The organism is Klebsiella sp. HC6 (assembly GCF_022605325.1).
Taxonomy (GTDB): domain Bacteria; phylum Pseudomonadota; class Gammaproteobacteria; order Enterobacterales; family Enterobacteriaceae; genus Klebsiella; species Klebsiella terrigena.
This window is the reverse complement of the sequence record NZ_CP093276.1, coordinates 4,575,228-4,591,013: the sequence shown is the minus strand read 5'-3', so window position 1 is coordinate 4,591,013 and position 15,786 is coordinate 4,575,228. Positions and strand designations below refer to the sequence as shown.

Annotated in this window: 17 protein-coding genes; 6 read left to right on the top strand and 11 right to left on the bottom strand. The window is 59.9% G+C overall.

Features of this window, described 5'->3' with window-relative positions; translation table 11 throughout:
• Window positions 1-97: 97 nt before the first annotated feature.
• Entirely contained in the window at window positions 98-775 is a 678-nt protein-coding gene (gene fetA, locus MMW58_RS22240) for an iron efflux ABC transporter ATP-binding subunit FetA (RefSeq protein ID WP_241722125.1), read from the top strand.
• Window positions 762-1,544, top strand: coding sequence for an iron efflux ABC transporter permease subunit FetB (fetB, locus tag MMW58_RS22235; protein ID WP_241722124.1), 783 nt, complete (start codon window positions 762-764; stop codon window positions 1,542-1,544). The genes fetA and fetB overlap by 14 nt, the downstream gene beginning before the upstream one ends.
• Before the next feature lie 53 nt (window positions 1,545-1,597).
• Here the strand turns inward: fetB and MMW58_RS22230 are convergent, their stop codons facing one another.
• From MMW58_RS22230 to tesA, 3 genes are read right to left on the bottom strand one after another with little or no spacing between them, the layout of a single operon-like run.
• Window positions 1,598-2,452 carry a thioredoxin family protein gene (locus MMW58_RS22230; protein ID WP_241722123.1) on the bottom strand — a complete coding sequence of 285 codons (855 nt, stop codon included), beginning with the start codon at window positions 2,450-2,452 and terminating at the stop codon, window positions 1,598-1,600.
• 58 nt (window positions 2,453-2,510) lie between these two features.
• Complete coding sequence (locus MMW58_RS22225; RefSeq protein WP_166646109.1) at window positions 2,511-3,320, bottom strand: SDR family oxidoreductase; 810 nt, start codon at window positions 3,318-3,320, stop codon at window positions 2,511-2,513.
• Window positions 3,310-3,936: a multifunctional acyl-CoA thioesterase I/protease I/lysophospholipase L1 gene (tesA, locus tag MMW58_RS22220; protein WP_095094542.1), complete on the bottom strand. Its 627-nt coding sequence runs from the start codon at window positions 3,934-3,936 to the stop codon at window positions 3,310-3,312. Before tesA ends, MMW58_RS22225 begins: the two co-directional genes overlap by 11 nt.
• Here tesA and ybbA point away from each other — a divergent pair.
• Window positions 3,904-4,590: a putative ABC transporter ATP-binding protein YbbA gene (gene ybbA, locus MMW58_RS22215; protein WP_041144387.1), complete on the top strand. Its 687-nt coding sequence runs from the start codon at window positions 3,904-3,906 to the stop codon at window positions 4,588-4,590. The genes tesA and ybbA overlap by 33 nt on opposite strands.
• The gene (gene ybbP, locus MMW58_RS22210) at window positions 4,587-7,001 is read left to right on the top strand and encodes a putative ABC transporter permease subunit YbbP (RefSeq protein WP_241722122.1); all 2,415 of its coding nucleotides are present in this window, start codon (window positions 4,587-4,589) and stop codon (window positions 6,999-7,001) included. The genes ybbA and ybbP overlap by 4 nt, the downstream gene beginning before the upstream one ends.
• 86 nt (window positions 7,002-7,087) lie before the next feature.
• Here ybbP and MMW58_RS22205 read toward each other — a convergent pair whose 3' ends face one another.
• Window positions 7,088-7,396, bottom strand: a complete 309-nt coding sequence (locus MMW58_RS22205; RefSeq protein WP_241722121.1) for a monooxygenase — start codon at window positions 7,394-7,396, stop codon at window positions 7,088-7,090.
• 316 nt (window positions 7,397-7,712) lie between these two features.
• On the opposite strand from MMW58_RS22205, the gene MMW58_RS22200 reads away from it, so the two are divergent.
• The gene (locus MMW58_RS22200) at window positions 7,713-8,858 is read left to right on the top strand and encodes a porin (protein WP_133596510.1); all 1,146 of its coding nucleotides are present in this window, start codon (window positions 7,713-7,715) and stop codon (window positions 8,856-8,858) included.
• Window positions 8,859-8,918: 60 nt separating this feature from the next.
• On the opposite strand, the gene mnmH is transcribed toward MMW58_RS22200, so the two are convergent.
• From mnmH to ppiB, 5 genes are all read right to left on the bottom strand, one after another.
• Window positions 8,919-9,995 carry a tRNA 2-selenouridine(34) synthase MnmH gene (mnmH, locus tag MMW58_RS22195; RefSeq protein WP_159235942.1) on the bottom strand — a complete coding sequence of 359 codons (1,077 nt, stop codon included), beginning with the start codon at window positions 9,993-9,995 and terminating at the stop codon, window positions 8,919-8,921.
• Between the two features lie 111 nt (window positions 9,996-10,106).
• Window positions 10,107-11,174, bottom strand: a complete 1,068-nt coding sequence (purK, locus tag MMW58_RS22190) for a 5-(carboxyamino)imidazole ribonucleotide synthase (protein ID WP_133596514.1) — start codon at window positions 11,172-11,174, stop codon at window positions 10,107-10,109.
• Window positions 11,171-11,680, bottom strand: a complete 510-nt coding sequence (purE, locus tag MMW58_RS22185) for a 5-(carboxyamino)imidazole ribonucleotide mutase (protein ID WP_095094553.1) — start codon at window positions 11,678-11,680, stop codon at window positions 11,171-11,173. The genes purK and purE overlap by 4 nt, the downstream gene beginning before the upstream one ends.
• A gap of 119 nt (window positions 11,681-11,799) precedes the next feature.
• A complete protein-coding gene (gene lpxH, locus MMW58_RS22180) occupies window positions 11,800-12,522 on the bottom strand; it encodes a UDP-2,3-diacylglucosamine diphosphatase (RefSeq protein ID WP_133596516.1) in 723 nt (240 codons plus the stop codon).
• 3 nt (window positions 12,523-12,525) lie between these two features.
• Window positions 12,526-13,020: a peptidylprolyl isomerase B gene (gene ppiB, locus MMW58_RS22175; protein WP_041144395.1), complete on the bottom strand. Its 495-nt coding sequence runs from the start codon at window positions 13,018-13,020 to the stop codon at window positions 12,526-12,528.
• A 173-nt stretch (window positions 13,021-13,193) separates the two neighbouring features.
• On the opposite strand from ppiB, the gene cysS reads away from it, so the two are divergent.
• A complete protein-coding gene (cysS, locus tag MMW58_RS22170) occupies window positions 13,194-14,579 on the top strand; it encodes a cysteine--tRNA ligase (RefSeq protein WP_133596518.1) in 1,386 nt (461 codons plus the stop codon).
• Window positions 14,580-14,685: 106 nt separating this feature from the next.
• Here cysS and ybcJ read toward each other — a convergent pair whose 3' ends face one another.
• Both ybcJ and folD read right to left on the bottom strand, forming a co-directional pair.
• A complete protein-coding gene (gene ybcJ / locus MMW58_RS22165; protein WP_045854288.1) occupies window positions 14,686-14,898 on the bottom strand; it encodes a ribosome-associated protein YbcJ in 213 nt (70 codons plus the stop codon).
• 1 nt (window position 14,899) lies between these two features.
• On the bottom strand, window positions 14,900-15,766 hold the full coding sequence (gene folD / locus MMW58_RS22160) for a bifunctional methylenetetrahydrofolate dehydrogenase/methenyltetrahydrofolate cyclohydrolase FolD (RefSeq protein ID WP_041144398.1): 867 nt from the start codon (window positions 15,764-15,766) through the stop codon (window positions 14,900-14,902).
• Window positions 15,767-15,786: the final 20 nt, after the last annotated feature.

Genomic DNA, 15,786 nt, shown 5'->3' with positions numbered 1-15,786 from the left:
AATGACGCATGTTTAAATCGAGTATATCTTTCTCCTCATCCTGGCGAAAGAAAAGTGGAGTAAACTAGTCGGGTTTTGGGAAATATATGGAACGATAATGAAGGAAAATAACGCTATCTTGCGCCTTGACGGCGTAGGCTTTCAGATCGATAAGTCGGTCATTTTGCATAATATTAATCTCGAGCTGGGCGCCGGGGAATTTAAGCTAATTACCGGGCCCTCCGGCTGCGGTAAAAGTACGTTGCTAAAAATTATCGCCTCGCTGCTCAGCCCGACCAGCGGGCAGATTTTTTATTCCGGTAAGGATATCAATACGCTGTCGCCGGAAACCTACCGCCAGCAGGTCTCGTACTGCGCGCAAACCCCGGCGCTGTTCGGCGATTCGGTTTATGACAACCTCATCTTCCCGTGGCAAATTCGCAATCAGCAGCCGGACCCGCAGGCGCTAATTGCCGATTTACGCCGCTTCGGGCTGGCGGAAAATACGCTGGGCAAATCGATCAACGAACTCTCCGGCGGAGAAAAGCAGCGCGTTTCGCTGATCCGCAATTTACAGTTTTTGCCGAAGGTGCTGCTGCTCGATGAAATTACCAGCGCCCTGGATGAGAGCAATAAGCGCAACGTCAACGATATTATTCATCGCTATACGACGGAAAAGAATATTGCGGTGCTGTGGGTGACGCATGACCGGAGTGAAATCGACCACGCTGATGAGGTGATTACGCTGCAGCCGGCGAGCGCAGAGGGGCAGGAGTTCATCAATGAACGGGCATAATATCACTAACGAATCGCTGGCCCTGTCGATGGTGCTGGTGCTGGTGGCCATCGTGGTGAGCTATCGCGAAAAGCTGGCGCTGGAGAAAGATATCGTCTGGAGCATTTGCCGGGCGGTGGTGCAGCTGATTATCGTCGGCTACGTGCTGAAATATATCTTCAACGTCAATCACGCCCTGCTGACGCTGCTTATGGTGCTGTTTATCTGTTTTAACGCCGCGTGGAATGCGCAAAAGCGCAGCAAATATATCGATAAGGCCTTCCTCTCATCCTTTATCGCCATTACCACCGGCGCGGGGCTTACCCTGGCGGTGCTGGTCTTCTCCGGGTCGATCTCTTTCGTGCCGATGCAGGTGATCCCGATCGCCGGCATGATCGCCGGCAACGCGATGGTGGCGGTGGGGCTGTGCTACAACAATATGGGCCAGCGCTTCAGCAGCGAGCAGCAGCAGATTCAGGAGAAGCTGAGCCTCGGCGCGACGCCGAAAATGGCCTCTGCCGGATTGATTCGCGAGAGCATTCGCGCCGCGCTTATTCCGACCATTGATTCGGCGAAAACGGTGGGGCTGGTGAGCCTGCCGGGGATGATGTCGGGGCTGATTTTTGCCGGGATAGATCCGGTGAAAGCGATTAAATATCAGATAATGGTCACGTTTATGCTGCTATCGACCGCCAGCCTGTCAACCATCATCGCCGGCTATCTGACCTACCGGAAATTCTTTAACCCGCGCCACCAGCTGGTGGTGACGCAGCTGAAAAAGAGCGCCTGACCGCGTTCCCCGGTCGGCGCAGCGCCGCCGGGGAGGGTTTTGTGGCGTAACGATCAGTACAGCAGGGAGTAGAGCTGGCGGCGATATTTGGCGGCCAGCGCGTCGCCGGTGCCGAGGGCGGCCAGAATTTCCTGCAGCATCTTGCGCACCTGGCCATCGCCGGCGTCTAAATCTTTCTGCAGATGGCTGAACAGCAGCGCCAGCGCCTCTTCGTTGCGGCCAACCTGATGCAGCTGCAGGGCCAGCTGGGCCGCCAGCGCCGCGTCCTGCGGGTTTTGCTCAACCTGCTGCTGGAGCAGCTGGATTTCCGGGGTATCGGCCGCCTGCTTGAGCAGCTCAATCTGCGCCACCAGCCCCTGGAAACGGGTATCCTGATCCTGCAGCGGAACGGTTTTCAGCACCGCTTCGGCCTCGTCGGAGCGGTGCAAGGCGATCAGCGTTTCCGCCAGCAGCAGGCCAATCTGGCTATCCTGAGCGGAGAGCTGCCACGCCTCTTTCAGCAGCGGCAGGGCTTCGGCGTACTTCTCTTCCTGCATCAGCGCCAGCGCCTGCTGGGCCTTTAGCTCTTCTTCGCGCGGCAGCACCTTATCAAGCAGCGCGCGGACGGCGGACTCAGGCTGCGGGCCTTCAAAGCCGTCCACCGGCTGACCGTTCTGGAACAGATAAACCGTTGGGATCGAGCGCAGGCCGAACTGTGAAGCCAGCATCTGCTCGGCATCGCAGTCCACCTTCGCCAGGATAAACTGACCGTTGTACTGCGCCGCCAGGCTTTCCAGAACCGGCGTCAGCTGCTCGCAGTGCTGGCTGCGCGCGGACCAGAAATAAAACAGCACCGGTGCGGTAACGGATTGTTCCAGCGTCTGGTGCAGGTTAGCTTCGGTAATGTTGATAATATTCTGTACTGACATAAGCGCATCTCTTTAATCAATTTTTTGTATACATGGGGGCGACGGCCGGAGCTTCAACTCAGCCCTGGATAATTTTGTCCATCATCCGCGTGGGCAACAGGCGTTTGAGCAGGGCCACCGCGTGCGTGACCAGGGTCACCGGATAGCGCAGCTTCGGTTTCTCGCTAACGAAAGCATGGCGCACTTTTTCCACCACCGCCTCCGGCCCGAGGGTAAAGCGCGCGGCGATACCGGGGTTTTCCACCGGTTTATCGCTCTGGGTTTGGTTGACGTTGGTCGTAAAGCGGGTGCGAATCGGCCCCGGCTCAATCAGGCTGACCTTAATGCCGCTATAGCGCAGCTCCATGCGCAGGGCGTCGGACCAGGCCTCCAGTGCATATTTGCTGGCGGCATAGGCGCCGCGCCCGGGGCTGGAGATGATCCCCATCACCGAGGAGGTCATCACGATGCGGCCCTCGCCGTGCGGCTCCATCGCCGGAAGCAGCAGCATGGTGAGCTGATGGGCGCCAAAAAAGTTGGCGCCAAACTGCTGCTCCATCTGCCGGCGGCTGATGGTGATAAGCGGGCCATACACGCCGTAGCCGGCGTTATTAAACAGGCCGTACAGGCGGTTATCGGTCAGGGCGATAACCTCTGCCGCCGCGCGCTCCACGCTCAGCGGATCGTCGAGATCCAGCAAAATACCGGTCAGTCCGAGTTCCTGCATCCGCGCAACGTCGTCAGCCTTGCGGCAGGCCGCCAGAACGTTAAAGCCCTGACGTTGCAGATCGAGCGCGCTTTCAAGGCCAATACCGCTGGAACATCCTGTAACTAAAACCGTTTTTTGCATAACTTTACCTGCAAACAACCCCTGAGGATCAGGAGTCATGATTAACTAAGGGAGCCAGCCGCGTCGCCATCCAGTCGGCAATAAACGGCTGGGCGTCGCGGTTGGGGTGGATTCCATCATCCTGCATCCACTGCGGCTTCAGATAGACCTCTTCCATAAAAAAGGGTAACAGAGGAATATCAAACTCTTTGGCCAGTGCGGGATACATTGCGCTAAAGGCTTCATTATAACGACGGCCGTAGTTGGCGGGCAGGCGAATTTGCATCAGCAGCGGCTGGGCATTCGCCGCTTTGATATCCTGCAAAACGGTGCGCAGCGTCTGCTCCGTTTGCTGCGGCGGGAAGCCGCGCAGCCCGTCGTTGCCGCCCAGTTCGACCAGCACCCAGCGCGGCTGATGCTGTTTAAGCAGCGCCGGCAGACGCGCCAGCCCCTGCTGCGACGTGTCGCCGCTGATGCTGGCGTTGACCACCGGCGTTTTTGCCTGCCACTTATCGTTAAGTAGCGCAGGCCACGCGGCGTTGGCCGCCATGCGATAGCCGGCGCTCAGGCTATCGCCGAGAACTAACAGCGTGTCCGCCGCCATCGCGCGGCAGGTAAACAGGACCAGAAACAGGAAAGGCAAATGCCAGCGGAAAACATACTTGAAGTTCATCATCTTAAGAAGTCCGTCGGTCAGGGAGAGCATCAGCTTTCCATCCTCACCGGAGTTGAGCTGGTTGTCAAACCGGCGCAGACCATCGCCCTGATTGGCGAGTCGGGTTCCGGCAAATCCACGCTGCTGGCGATCCTTGCCGGGCTGGACGACGGCAGTGGCGGTGAAGTCTCTTTACTCGGGCAGCCGCTGCACCGCATGGACGAAGAGGCGAGGGCGCAGCTGCGCGCGAAGCACATCGGCTTTGTCTTTCAGTCCTTTATGCTAATCCCGACCCTCAACGCGCTGGAGAACGTCGAGCTTCCGGCGCTGCTGCGCGGCGAGAGCGACAGCCAGAGCCGGGGCAGCGCCAGGGCGCTGCTGGAGCAGCTGGGGCTGGGCAAGCGCCTGAACCATCTGCCGGCGCAGCTTTCCGGCGGCGAGCAGCAGCGGGTGGCGCTGGCCCGCGCCTTCAACGGGCGTCCGGAGCTGCTGTTTGCCGATGAGCCGACCGGCAACCTCGATCGGCAGACCGGGGATAAAATTGCCGACCTGCTGTTCTCGCTCAATCGCGAACACGGGACGACGCTGATCCTGGTGACGCACGATCCGCTGCTGGCGGCGCGCTGCGACCGGCGGCTGCGGCTGGTTGATGGTCAGCTGCGGGAGGAAGCATGATTGCCCGCTGGTTCTGGCGCGAATGGCGATCGCCATCGCTGCTGATCGTCTGGCTGGCGCTGAGCCTGGCGGTGGCCTGCGTGCTGGCGCTGGGGTCGATAAGCGATCGCATGGAAAAGGGGCTCAGCCAGCAGAGCCGTGAGTTTATGGCCGGAGACCGGACGCTGCGCAGCTCGCGCGAGGTGCCCGCCGACTGGCTCGCGCAGGCGCACCGGCTGGGGTTAACGGTTGGCGAACAGCTCAGCTTCGCCACCATGACCTTCGCTGGCGATACGCCGCAGCTGGCCGACGTCAAGGCGGTTGATGATACCTATCCTCTTTACGGGCTGCTGGAAACCCAGCCGCCGGGCTTAAAACCGCAGGCGGGCAGCGTGCTGCTGGCCCCGCGATTAATGGCGCTGCTAAATTTAAAAACCGGCGATACCATCGACGTCGGCGACGCCACGCTGCGCATTGCCGGGGAGGTGATTCAGGAGCCGGACGCCGGGTTCAATCCTTTCCAGATGGCGCCGCGGCTGATGATGAATACCGCCGATGTGGCAAAGACCGGGGCGGTGCAGCCCGGCAGCCGCGTCTCCTGGCGCTATAAGTTTGCCGGAACCGCGCCGCAGCTGGCGGAATATGAGCGGTGGCTGCTGCCAAAGCTGGGGACGGAACACCGCTGGATTGGCCTGCAGCAGGATGACAGCGCGCTGGGTAAATCGCTCGAACGCTCGCAGCAGTTCCTGCTGCTCTCGGCGCTGCTCACCCTCCTGCTGGCGGTGGCGGCGGTAGCGGTGGCCATGAGCCACTACTGCCGCAGCCGTTACGATCTGGTGGCGATCCTTAAAACCCTGGGCGCCGGGCGGGCGCAGCTGCGCAAGCTGATCGTCGGGCAGTGGCTGCTGCTGCTGGCGCTGGCGGTCATTGCCGGCGGCGCGATGGGGATGGGGCTGGAGAAAGTCCTGCTGGTGATGCTGAAACCGGTTCTCCCGGGCGCGCTGCCGGCCGCCAGCCTCTGGCCGTGGCTGTGGGCGATTGGCGCGATGGTGGTGATTTCGCTGCTGGTGGGCCTGCGTCCCTATCGGCTGCTGCTGGCGACGCTGCCGCTGCGGGTGCTGCGTCAGGACGTGGTGGCTAACGTCTGGCCGCTGAAGGTCTATATTCCGCTGGTCTGCGCGGTGGTGGTTATTCTGCTGGCCTGGCTGATGGGCGGCAGCCCGCTGCTGTGGGCGGTACTGGCCGGCGCGGTGGTGCTGGCGCTGCTGTGCGGCCTGCTGGGATGGGGGCTGCTGTGGCTGCTGAAGCGCGTGACGCTGAAGGCGCTGCCGCTGCGCCTCGCGGTCAACCGGCTGCTGCGCCAGCCGTGGTCGACGCTCAGCCAGCTGGCGGCGTTCTCGCTGTCGTTTATGCTGCTCGCCCTGCTGCTGGTGCTGCGCGGCGATCTGCTGGATCGCTGGCAGCAGCAGCTGCCGCCGGAAAGCCCCAACTACTTCCTGATTAATATTGCCCCGGATCAGGTCGCGCCGGTCAAAGCTTTTCTTGCCGGGCACCAGACGGCGGCGACGGAGTTCTACCCGATCGTCCGCGCGCGCCTGACGCAGATTAACGGCCAGGCGACGGAGGGCAATAAGGACGAAGCGCTGAATCGCGAGCTCAACCTGACCTGGAGCAACGACCGGCCGGATCATAATCCGCTGGTGGCCGGCAGCTGGCCGCCAAAAGCCGGTGAGGTGTCGATCGAAGAGGGGCTGGCGCAGCGGCTGGGGGTTAAGCTCGGCGATAGCGTCACCTTCACCGGCGATACCCAGGACTTCAGCGCTAAGGTGACCAGCGTGCGCAAAGTTGACTGGGAGAGCCTGCGGCCTAACTTCTTCTTTATCTTCCCGCCGAACGCGCTCGACGGACAGCCGCAGAGCTGGCTGACCAGCTTCCGCTGGGATAACGGCAGCGGCATGTTGACGCAGCTGAACCGCGAATTCCCGACCGTCAGCCTGCTGGATATCGGCGCCATTCTGCGTCAGGTGGGTCAGGTACTGACGCAGGTCAGCCGCGCGCTGGAAGTGATGGTGGTGCTGGTGACCGCCTGCGGTATTTTACTGCTGCTGGCGCAGGTTCAGGTCGGGATGCGCCAGCGCTATCAGGAGCTGGTGGTCTGGCGCACGCTGGGGGCCGGAAAATCGCTGCTGCGTACCACGCTGTGGGCGGAGTTTGCCCTGCTGGGGGTGGTTTCCGGGATTGTGGCGGCGATAGGGGCTGAGGTGGCGCTGGCGATGCTGCAAACCAAAGTCTTTGATTTCCCGTGGTCGCCGGACTGGCGGCTGTGGGTGATGCTGCCGCTCTGCGGGGCGCTGCTGCTCTCCCTGTGCGGCGGCTGGCTGGGGCTGCGTTTGTTAAAAGGCAAGGCGCTGTTCCGCCAGTTTAGCCAGTAATTCAGCGGGCGGATCGTTTGCAGGCCCGGGGTGGAGCATCAGCGCCCCGGGCTTTTTACTGCGTTGCGTTTAAGCCAGGCGCCCGGCTAGCGGGCATGGCCGTGGTTCAGCGCGGTCAGCGGTTCATTAATATCAAAAAGTTTGTACTCCACGCATTCGACGCCCAGCGACTTCAGGCGCGCGGTATGCTTCGTAAGATAGGCGAGCGCCGTCTCCTCATCCGCAAAAAGATAGATACCTCCCGCCTCGTAGTTTTTGTCGCTTTCGGTCCAAATCTTCCAGATAAAACCCGGCTCCTGGTTGATGGACTCGGCAAGCTCCACCAGCTGACGGGACATCTCGCTGCCAAACGGGCCGTTAAAGGCAAAGTGAAGCTGTAGCAGTTTATTCGACATAACTCCTCCATGGGCTCGACGTAGGGTTCGCCAGCGCGCCGTCGGCAGAGCGGTACTTCCCGGGAGCGCCGTGCATCGGCAACTATACCCGCAATAGATCGGCGACGGCAAAGCGAGCCCCTGCGGGCGCGACGCAGCTAGCGCAGGTTAATGACGGTTGAATGAAATTCGCGGCGGCTTTTCGTTAACGGCACAAAATGGTAAGTCACTGATTTTTAAGAGCACGAAAGCGTAAAAAAGCGACAACACGGAGTTGGTAATCACGGTTAATATTCACCTTGCAAATATAAGGTTGCTTATTACTCAAGGAAAAAGCATGGCACATAAAATAAAAGCGCTGGCGATAACGATCGGCGCAGCGCTGGCAGTCACTTCTTTTGCTTCCCAGGCCGAGATAACGCTGCTGAAACAAGATCCGCAGGCCGGCGATCCGTTAAGCCGTCTGAATTTCACCGTCGGCGGGAGTATTCGTCCGCAGTTCAACATGATGTCCGGCGATGGCGACAAAGGCTCCTATAAGCGTAACGGCTTCGACGGCGGCACCCGTTTCCGCTTCGCCGCTGATTATTACCTGTTCGACGATATCAGCTGGATCAGCTATTACGAACTGGGGGTCAATATTCCGGCGCTGTTCGACTGGGATAATCACTATGCGGAGGGCGCCAATAACACCTCTCGCCGTATGCTCTATACCGGGCTGAAGAGCGACACCTGGGGGACGTTAACCTACGGTCAGCAAAACAGTATTTATTACGATGTGGTGGGCGCCAAAACCGATATCTGGGATTACGACATGATTGCCCAGGCACCGGGTAACGGGATCAACGGCGATTACGATGGTTCCTACCGCTCGCGCAATATGCTCAAGTACAAAAAATCGGCCGGTGACGTCGATCTGTATGCTTCTTATCTGTTTGAAGATAATGAGTATCTGCCGGGAAATGGCCTGCGCTATAAGCGTAAAGGCGGGGGCTCCGTTGGCGTGGACTATCACATCATGAAGGACCTGACCTGGGGTACGGCGTGGAACTATACGCGTGCCGAAATGCGCGATCCGTCGAGCGCTGAGAATAAAACCTATGACCAGAATATCCTCGGTACCGCCCTAAGCTGGACGCCGGATAACTGGACCTTCTCCTTCGGCGGCGGCTGGTATCAGAACTTCCTGACCACCAAAAAAGCCGATGTGAATAACTACTTCGCCGGCGATGCCTGGGGTATTGAGTACTTTGCGGGGTATAAAATCCCGGTTGGCCAGTACGCGCTTAAATCCGTTCAGCCGTACTTTATGGGCGACCGCCTGGAATACGTGAACGGACGTAACTACCAGCGCATTGATAACGGTCTGGGGATCAGCTTCCAGCTCGATTATGGCTTCCGCGTTGACTACGAACACGTCTTTACGTCGAGCACCGACAACCTGGGCGATATGAACCTGGTGCGTCTGCGCTACGACTTCTAAACCGCGACCTCCCGCGCAGCGCGACGCCGAAAATCCCGGCTTGCGCTGCGTTTACGCGGGCTACCGCGCCAGCCAGGAGGCGACGTCCTGCCAGCTTCCGCGAAAGATAATCTTCTCCGCCTTTTTACCCAGCTGATAGCGATACATCGGGTCGTAGTACTCTTTCAATAGCGGAACGAGCCACGCAAAATGCGCCTCGGTGCTTGCCGTGCGCAGCTGTTCCGCCAGCGCATCATCGAGCAGGGCGGTGAGCTGAGCAAAACGCTGGAGCCCCAGGCGACGGCGGATAGCAAACAGGCCGTGGTGCAGATAGGCGCCGTACTCCTGCCAGCCCTGCTCTTCACCGTACGCGGCCATAAATTCGCGGTGCATCCGGTCAAAATACTCCTCCCGCAGCCTCGCCAGGCGGACGTCAAACGGATCCTCCACCACCGCCAGCGGCGACTGCGCCATGCGCTCGCGCAGGCATTCCGGCAGGTGGTTGGCGCCTATCATATGCCCCTCATCTTCCAGCACCCAGCGGCGCTGGCTGGCCGCTTTTTTCAGCATGGCTACCGCGAGGTGGTTTTCAAACGTCGCCTGAGAGTGTTGCTCGCGCAGCGTGCGTCCGAAGGAGGAGCCGCGATGGTGGGCGAGGCCTTCGAGGTCTATTCCGTCGGGCCGCGCGCCGACCAGCTGAGTTTTACCGTTGCCGGTGCAGCCGCCGATAAGCACTATCGAGCGCTGGACCAGCTCCTGCGTCAGCTGGATGGCGGCCTGGCGCAGCGCCTTATAGCCGCCGACGATCAGCGGATAATCGACGCCCGATTCGCGCAGCCACTGCTGAACAATGTGCGAGCGCTGGCCGCCGCGGGCGCAGCAAAGATAGCCCTGAGGATTGCGTAAGCAGGCTTCACGCCACGCCCGCATGCGCTGGGCGCGAAGGTCGCCATTGACCAGGCGATGGCCGAGCGCCAGGGCGGCTTCTGCCCCCTGACGTTTATAGCAGGTGCCGACGGCGGCGCGTTCTTCATCGTCCATCAGCGGCAGGTTGAGCGCTGCGGGGAGCGCGCTTTGGCTGAATTCAACCGGGGCGCGTACGTCAATGAGTGGGGTATCCGCGGCGAGAATGGCGCGGTAATCCGTCCCATTATTCATGGGTCTTCCTTTTGCAGTGAAACCGAGATTTTCTGTAAAGCGAAGGAGGGATTCTACGCGCCTGAAGGCGTGCCGGGGAAGGAATAACGCGCTTCCCCCGGCACGAAAGGCTTAGCTGAGCTGCGACTGCGCCCAGAAAATACCGCTGGCGTACTCCGGCGGCAGCAGCGGCTTCAACGCTTCGAGCGTGGCGCTCAGGCGGTCGGTATCGCTGTCGGTCAGGTTCAGGTGGCCCACTTTGCGGCCCGGACGAACCTCTTTGTCGTACCAGTGCAGGTGCACCAGCGGCAGCTTCAGCCAGTCGTAGTTGAGATCGGTACCGATCAGGTTGATCATCACCGACGGGCTGTTGACCACCGGCGGCGGCAGCGGCAGGTCGGTAATGGCCCGCAGATGCAGCTCAAACTGGCTGATGGAGGCGCCGTTCTGCGTCCAGTGGCCGCTGTTGTGCACGCGCGGGGCCAGCTCGTTGATCAGCAGACCGTCGGCGGTGACGAAGCACTCCATCGCCATGACGCCGACGTACTGCAGTTCGTCCATAATGGCGGAGAGCATGCCTTCGGCCTGGTCCTGCTGGCGGGCGTTGGCCTGCGGGAAGGCGACGCTGGTGCGCAGAATTCCGTCCTGATGCAGGTTGCGGGTCAGCGGATAGAACACCGTGCTGCCGTCCCGGGCGCGGGCGCCAACCAGCGACACTTCGCCGGAGAAGTTAATTCCCCGTTCGACGATGCATTCGCCGTAGTTATCGTCGGGCAGCTGCGCGCAGTCGTCTTCACGCAGGCGCCACTGGCCGCGCCCGTCGTAGCCGCCCACGCGGCGCTTAACGATAGCCAGCTCGCCGAGGGTCGCGAAAATCTCCGGCCACTGGTTTTTATCCGCCAGCAGCTGCCACGGCGCGGTGGCGAGGCCCAGCCTGTCGAACAGCTGCTTTTGCGTCAGGCGATCGGCAATAATGGGAAACACGTCGCGGTTAACAAACGCCGGGTGACGCGCCAGTTCGCGGGTGAGGGCCGTTTCCGGCCAGCGTTCGATTTCAGCGGTGATGACGCTTTGCTGAAACGGCACCGCTTCAGGATCGGCCTCAAGGCCAACCGGCCACACCGCGATACCCAGCGGCTCTCCGGCCTGGCGCAGCATGCGGCCGAGCTGGCCGTTGCCGAGGATACAAACCTGCTTCATGCCGCACCCCGTGGGTCCGGATTATCCAGCACTTCATCGGTTTGCGCCTGGCGCCATGCGCTCAGGCGCTGGTGCAGTTCGGCGTCGTGCACCGCCAGAATCTGTGCCGCCAGCAGGGCGGCGTTGGCCGCGCCGGCTTTACCGATGGCCAGCGTGCCGACCGGGATCCCGCGCGGCATCTGGACGATAGAGTAGAGGCTGTCAACGCCGCTCAGCGCCGCGCTCTGCACCGGCACGCCGAGCACCGGGACCAGCGTTTTCGCCGCAATCATGCCCGGCAAATGCGCCGCGCCGCCCGCACCGGCAATAATCACCTGATAGCCGTTGCTTTCCGCGCCTTCGGCGAAGCTGAACAGCTTATCGGGAGTACGGTGCGCGGAGACCACTTCAACATGGTACGGAACGTTCAGGGCATCAAGGATTTCTGCGGTAAACTGCATGGTAGCCCAGTCGCTTTTGGACCCCATCACGATGGCGATACGCGCCGAATTATTGCGGGAAGACATGCGTCTTAAAACTCCTGTGGGTGTGCTTCACACTGCTTTAGAGGCCACAGAGAATAACACGATAAACGGGCGAGGAAAACGGTTGCGTAGGCCGATTGCGGCGGAAAATAGCGCGATAATTAAAACGGGAAGGGGATCAGTTCAACGTCGTCTTTGGTGACCTTCACCATCGAGCCTTCGCTGTGCCACGCGCCGAGGACCACGCGAAAGGCCGGCATGCCGTTTGCTTCTATTTGGTGGATGGCCGGGCGATGGGTATGACCGTGGATCAGCCACTGGACGCGATGCTTTTCGAGGACCGCCGTGACCGCCTGCGGGTTAACGTCCATGATCTCTATCGACTTGCTGCTGTTGGCCGCGGTGCTGTTGGCGCGCATTTTCGCGGCGATGCGGCGGCGAATAAACAGCGGCAGAGCGAGGAAAAGGCGCTGGATCCACGGCGTATGCACCTTGGCGCGAAACGCCAGGTAGCCGGCATCGTCGGTGCAGAGGGTGTCGCCATGCATAATTAAAACGCGGCGGCCGTAGAGATCGAGCACGTTTTCTTCCGTCAGCAGCGTCATGCCGCAGGCGCGGGCAAAGCGCTGGCCGATAAGAAAATCGCGGTTGCCGTGGACGAAAAAGCAGGGGACGCCGGAGTCGGTCAATGCGCTGAGCGCGGCGGCGATTTCCTGATGCAGCGGGTTAGGATCGTCATCGCCGATCCAGGCTTCGAACAGATCGCCAAGGATATAGAGCGCGTCCGCCTCGCGGGCCTGGCCGCGTAAAAAGCGGAGAAAACCGGCGACGATCGCCGGTTCTTCGGTTTGCAGATGCAGGTCTGCAATAAAAAGTGTCGCCACGAATTATTCGCTGACGGTGACGCTTTTGATCACAACATCTTCTTTCGGCACATCCTGATGCATGCCGCTGCGGCCGGTAGAAACCGCTTTGATTTTGTCTACCACGTCCATGCCTTCAACGACTTCAGCAAATACGCAGTAGCCCCAACCCTGCAGGTTTTCACCAGAGAAGTTCAGGAAGTCGTTATCAGCCACGTTGATGAAGAACTGCGCGGTGGCGGAGTGAGGCGCCTGAGTACGGGCCATCGCCAGAGTGCCGCGGGTGTTTTTCAGGCCGTTGTTGGCTTCGTTTTGGATCGGAGACTTGGTTGTTTTCTGCTCCATACCCGGCTCAAAACCGCCGCCCTGGATCATAAAGCCGTTGATAACACGGTGGAAAATGGTGTTGTTATAGAAACCTTCGCGGCAGTAGTCCAGGAAGTTTTTAACTGTTTCCGGCGCTTTGTCGTCAAAGGTTTTGATTACGATATCGCCATGATTAGTGTGGAAAGTAACCATTTTTGCATCCTGTTCCGATGATTGTGGTGCTTGAACCCAAGGTTGGGCGTGACATAGGGGGCTGTTATAGCATAACCGCGGGGTTGGATCACCTTGCATTGTGTGCTGCTTCGGGGTTGAATTCAGGTTAGAATATGCGGCTTATCACTACACACGTTTACACGGAATCTTCGATGTTAAAAATTTTTAATACACTGACGCGCCAAAAAGAAGAGTTTAAACCTATTCATGCCGGGGAAGTTGGCATGTACGTGTGTGGTATCACCGTTTACGATCTCTGTCACATCGGCCACGGCCGTACTTTTGTCTCTTTTGACGTCGTAGCCCGCTACCTGCGTTTTCTCGGCTATAAGCTGAAGTATGTGCGCAACATCACCGATATTGACGACAAAATCATTAAGCGTGCGAATGAGAACGGCGAAAGCTTCGTGGCGCTGGTCGATCGCATGATTGGCGAAATGCACAGCGATTTTGATGCGCTGAATATTCTGCGCCCGGACCTCGAGCCGCGTGCGACGCACCACATTCCGGAAATTATTGAAATCACCGGGCAGCTGATCGCCCGCGAGCACGCCTATGTGGCGGACAACGGCGACGTGATGTTCTCGGTTCCGACCGATCCGAACTACGGTCAGCTGTCGCGTCAGGATCTGGAGCAGCTGCAGGCCGGCGCTCGCGTTGACGTGGTTGACGTCAAGCGCAACCCGATGGACTTCGTGCTGTGGAAGATGTCGAAAGAGGGCGAACCGAGCTGGCCGTCGCCGTGGGGGGCCGGGCGTCCGGGCTGGCACATCGAATGTTCGGCGATGAACTGCAAGCAGCTGGGCAACCATTTTGATATTCACGGCGGCGGTTCGGATCTGATGTTCCCGCATCACGAAAACGAAATCGCGCAGTCCACCTGCGCGCACGACGGCGAATACGTGAACTACTGGATGCACTCCGGCATGGTGATGATTGACCGCGAAAAGATGTCGAAATCGCTGGGCAACTTCTTTACCGTGCGCGACGTGCTGAAGTACTACGATGCCGAAACCATCCGCTACTTCCTGATGTCCGGCCACTATCGTAGCCAGCTGAACTACAGCGAAGAGAACCTGAAGCAGGCGCGTTCCGCGCTGGAGCGTCTCTACACCGCGCTGCGCGGTACCGATGGCAGCGTAGCCCCGGCCGGCGGCGAGGCGTTTGAAGCGCGCTTTGTGGAAGCGATGGACGACGATTTCAACACCCCGGAAGCCTATTCGGTGCTGTTCGATATGGCGCGCGAAGTGAACCGGCTGAAAACCGAAGATGCGCAGGCGGCGAACGCGCTGGCGGCGCATATGCGTAAGCTCTCCGGCGTGCTGGGCCTGCTGGAGCAGGAGCCGGACGTGTTCCTGCAGAGTGGGGCGCAGGCGGATGACGGCGAAGTGGCTGAGATTGAAGCGCTGATTCAGCAGCGTCTCGACGCGCGTAAAGCGAAGGACTGGGCCGCAGCGGACGCCGCGCGTGACCGTCTCAACGAGATGGGGATCGTGCTGGAAGATGGCGCTCAGGGCACCACCTGGCGCCGCAAGTAGTCTCAGGCCTGAACTCCGGGCGAGACGCCAGGGGGCAGCGCAGCCTTTAGCGAAATAAAAATGCCGGACCTTAAGGGCCCGGCATTTTTTTATTCAGCGACGGCGGTCAGGCGGTCACGGTGATGCTCTGACCTTCAAAGCTGACCGTCTGGCCGGCAACGATCTTGCAGCGCTTGCGGGTTTCAACCGCGCCGTCAACTTTCACCAGACCGTCGGCAATCACGATTTTTGCCTGCGCGCCGCTTTCGCTCCAGCCTTCCAGCTTCAGCAGATCGCACAGCTCAACGTGCGGGTGTTTACCCAGAGAAAAAGTCGCCATCTTAGGCCTCCTGAATGTCGTGATACTCTTCGCACGCCTGCAGCGTGTTCTGAATGAGGGTGGCAACGGTCATCGGGCCGACGCCGCCAGGGACCGGCGTGATGTATGACGCGCGCGCGGCGGCATCTTCATAAACCACGTCGCCAACCACTTTGCCGCTTTCCAGGCGGTTAATCCCGACATCGACCACAATCGCGCCTTCTTTAATCCATTCGCCCGGAATAAAGCCCGGCTTACCGACCGCGACGATCAGCAGATCGGCATTTTCGACGTGCTGGCGCAGGTTTTTGGTAAAGCGGTGGGTCACGGTGGTGGTGCAGCCTGCCAGCAGCAGCTCCATGCTCATCGGACGGCCGACGATGTTAGAGGCGCCGATCACCACGGCATTCAGGCCGTAGGTATCGATGTTGTAGCGCTCAAGCAGCGTCACGATACCGCGCGGCGTACACGGGCGCAGACGCGGAGCGCGCTGGCACAGACGGCCGACGTTGTAGGGATGGAAGCCATCGACGTCTTTGTCCGGCGCAATGCGTTCCAGTACTTTCACATTATCGATCCCGGCAGGCAGCGGCAGCTGCACCAGGATACCGTCGATAGCCGAATCGGCATTCAGCGTATCGATAAGCTCCAGCAGCTCCGCTTCGCTGGTGGTTTCCGGGAGATCGTATGAGCGGGAGATGAACCCCACCTCTTCACACGCCTTGCGCTTGCTGCCGACATAAATCTGCGATGCCGGGTTGCTGCCAACCAGCACGACGGCTAACCCTGGGGCGCGTTTTCCGGCCGCAGTGCGCGCCTTCACTTTTTCCGCGACTTCAGAGCGCACCTGCTGCGCAATCGTTTTACCGTCAATAATTTTTGCTGCCATCAGAGAGAGGATTCCATCTG

What these genes read in the sequence shown, in the direction of transcription:
- fetA (WP_241722125.1), top strand. Translation starts at nt 98, where the DNA reads ATGAAGGAAAATAACGCTATCTTGCGCCTTGACGGCGTAGGCTTTCAG.
- fetB (WP_241722124.1), top strand. Translation starts at nt 762, where the DNA reads ATGAACGGGCATAATATCACTAACGAATCGCTGGCCCTGTCGATGGTG.
- MMW58_RS22230 (WP_241722123.1), bottom strand. Translation starts at nt 2,452, where the DNA reads ATGTCAGTACAGAATATTATCAACATTACCGAAGCTAACCTGCACCAG.
- MMW58_RS22225 (WP_166646109.1), bottom strand. Translation starts at nt 3,320, where the DNA reads ATGACTCCTGATCCTCAGGGGTTGTTTGCAGGTAAAGTTATGCAAAAA.
- ybbA (WP_041144387.1), top strand. Translation starts at nt 3,904, where the DNA reads ATGCCAGCGGAAAACATACTTGAAGTTCATCATCTTAAGAAGTCCGTC.
- tesA (WP_095094542.1), bottom strand. Translation starts at nt 3,936, where the DNA reads ATGATGAACTTCAAGTATGTTTTCCGCTGGCATTTGCCTTTCCTGTTT.
- ybbP (WP_241722122.1), top strand. Translation starts at nt 4,587, where the DNA reads ATGATTGCCCGCTGGTTCTGGCGCGAATGGCGATCGCCATCGCTGCTG.
- MMW58_RS22205 (WP_241722121.1), bottom strand. Translation starts at nt 7,396, where the DNA reads ATGTCGAATAAACTGCTACAGCTTCACTTTGCCTTTAACGGCCCGTTT.
- MMW58_RS22200 (WP_133596510.1), top strand. Translation starts at nt 7,713, where the DNA reads ATGGCACATAAAATAAAAGCGCTGGCGATAACGATCGGCGCAGCGCTG.
- mnmH (WP_159235942.1), bottom strand. Translation starts at nt 9,995, where the DNA reads ATGAATAATGGGACGGATTACCGCGCCATTCTCGCCGCGGATACCCCA.
- purK (WP_133596514.1), bottom strand. Translation starts at nt 11,174, where the DNA reads ATGAAGCAGGTTTGTATCCTCGGCAACGGCCAGCTCGGCCGCATGCTG.
- purE (WP_095094553.1), bottom strand. Translation starts at nt 11,680, where the DNA reads ATGTCTTCCCGCAATAATTCGGCGCGTATCGCCATCGTGATGGGGTCC.
- ppiB (WP_041144395.1), bottom strand. Translation starts at nt 13,020, where the DNA reads ATGGTTACTTTCCACACTAATCATGGCGATATCGTAATCAAAACCTTT.
- cysS (WP_133596518.1), top strand. Translation starts at nt 13,194, where the DNA reads ATGTTAAAAATTTTTAATACACTGACGCGCCAAAAAGAAGAGTTTAAA.
- ybcJ (WP_045854288.1), bottom strand. Translation starts at nt 14,898, where the DNA reads ATGGCGACTTTTTCTCTGGGTAAACACCCGCACGTTGAGCTGTGCGAT.
- folD (WP_041144398.1), bottom strand. Translation starts at nt 15,766, where the DNA reads ATGGCAGCAAAAATTATTGACGGTAAAACGATTGCGCAGCAGGTGCGC.